Source organism: Actinomadura montaniterrae (assembly GCF_008923365.1).
In the GTDB taxonomy this organism is placed as follows: domain Bacteria; phylum Actinomycetota; class Actinomycetes; order Streptosporangiales; family Streptosporangiaceae; genus Spirillospora; species Spirillospora montaniterrae.
The window spans coordinates 1-1,417 of record NZ_WBMR01000478.1; the positions used below are offsets into that span (position 1 = coordinate 1).

2 protein-coding genes are annotated in these 1,417 nt (G+C 76.5%); one reads left to right on the forward strand and one right to left on the reverse strand.

Going from position 1 to position 1,417, the window contains the following annotated elements:
* Nucleotides 1-73: 73 nt before the first annotated feature.
* Entirely contained in the window at nt 74-832 is a 759-nt protein-coding gene (locus F9B16_RS50400; RefSeq protein WP_151547343.1) for a DeoR/GlpR family DNA-binding transcription regulator, read from the reverse strand.
* A 73-nt stretch (nt 833-905) separates the two neighbouring features.
* On the opposite strand from F9B16_RS50400, the gene F9B16_RS50405 reads away from it, so the two are divergent.
* The coding region (locus tag F9B16_RS50405; RefSeq protein WP_151547344.1) for an MFS transporter at nt 906-1,417 on the forward strand (512 nt) is incomplete at its 3' end.

A 1,417-nucleotide genomic window follows, 5' to 3' on the forward strand; every position in this document is an offset into this window, starting at 1 on the left:
CCCCTGCTCGCCGCCCATCCCCGCGCGTCCCCGCCCGGCCGGCCGGGCGGGGACGCCGGGCCGCGCGCGGCGGTCAGACGGTGCGGACGGCCACGCCCGCGGCGGCCAGCTCCGCGACCCGGTCGCCGGGCGCGGAGCCGTCGGTGACGACGGCGTCCAGGTCGGACGCGGGGCCGACGAACGCGAGCGCGGTGCGGGAGAGCTTGGCGGCCTCGGTGACGGCGATGACGCGGCGGGCGGAGGCGATCGCGGCGCGCTTGACGGCGGCGTCCTCCAGGTCGTGCGCGGTCAGGCCGTCCGCCGCGGTCAGCCCGCAGCAGCCGATGACCGCGGTGTCGAAGCGCAGCGCGGCCAGCGACGCCTCGGCGAGCGGGCCGGTGAGCGCGAGCTCGCCGGGGCGCGGGCGGCCGCCGGGCACCAGCAGCGTCAGCCGCGGCGCGCCCGCGAGCGCGTTGATCGCGTGCAGGGACAGCGGCATGACGGTCAGCCGCCGGTGCTCCAGCGCGCGGGCCACCTCCAGGCAGGTGGTGCCGCTGTCCAGCACGACGGACTCGCCGTCGGCGATGAGCGCGGCGGTCTCGGCGGCGATGCGGCGCTTGGCCTCGGCCTCCTCGTGGACGCGGACCGCGAACGGCGGCTCCTCGCCGCGCAGCAGCAGGGTCCGCGCGCCGCCCCGGTAGCGTTCGAGGACGCCCTGGGCGGCGAGGTGGTCGAGGTCGCGCCGGATGGTCATCTCGGACGCGCCGGTGAGGCCGGCGAGCTCCGCGACGCCGATGCTGCCGGCGTCGCGCACCGCCTCGGTGATCCGCCGCAGCCGCTCCGTGTCCGCCATACCCGCGATCGAACACCATCGATGTTCGGAATACAAGGTTTCGACGCGGCGAGATGTTCGTTATGTTCGCGTTATGGAGCGAACGCTACGGGCGGGCCGGATGGCCACCTTCGCCTACTTCGGCCTGTCCGGATTCCTGCTCGGGATGTGGGTCGTGCACATCCCCAGCATCGAGCACCGGACCGGGATCGACCACGCCGAGCTGGGCCGGCTCCTGCTGCTGCTCGGCGCGGGCTCCTTCGCGGGCATGCAGGTCATCGGGCCGCTCACCGACCGCTTCGGCGCCCGCCGGGTCGTCCCGGTCAGCGCGGCGCTGAGCAGCGCCGCCGTCGTCGGGCCCGGCCTGGCCCCGAACGCCTGGACGCTCGGGGCCGCGCTGGCGGTGCTCGGCGCCTGCAACGGCGGCGGCCTGAACGTCGGCATGAACGCCCACGCCGTCCAGGTGGAGCGGGGGTACGGGCGGCCCGTCATGTCGGCGTTCCACGCGACGTACTCCATCGGCGGCGTCCTCGCGTCGCTGGTGGGCGCCGCCACGCTCGGCGCGGGCGTGCGCCCGGCCGTCACGCTCGCCGCCGTGGCTGTCCT

Bases quoted from the DNA above. Each gene is read 5' to 3' on its own strand.
- F9B16_RS50400 (WP_151547343.1), bottom strand. From the start codon at position 832: ATGGCGGACACGGAGCGGCTGCGGCGGATCACCGAGGCGGTGCGCGAC.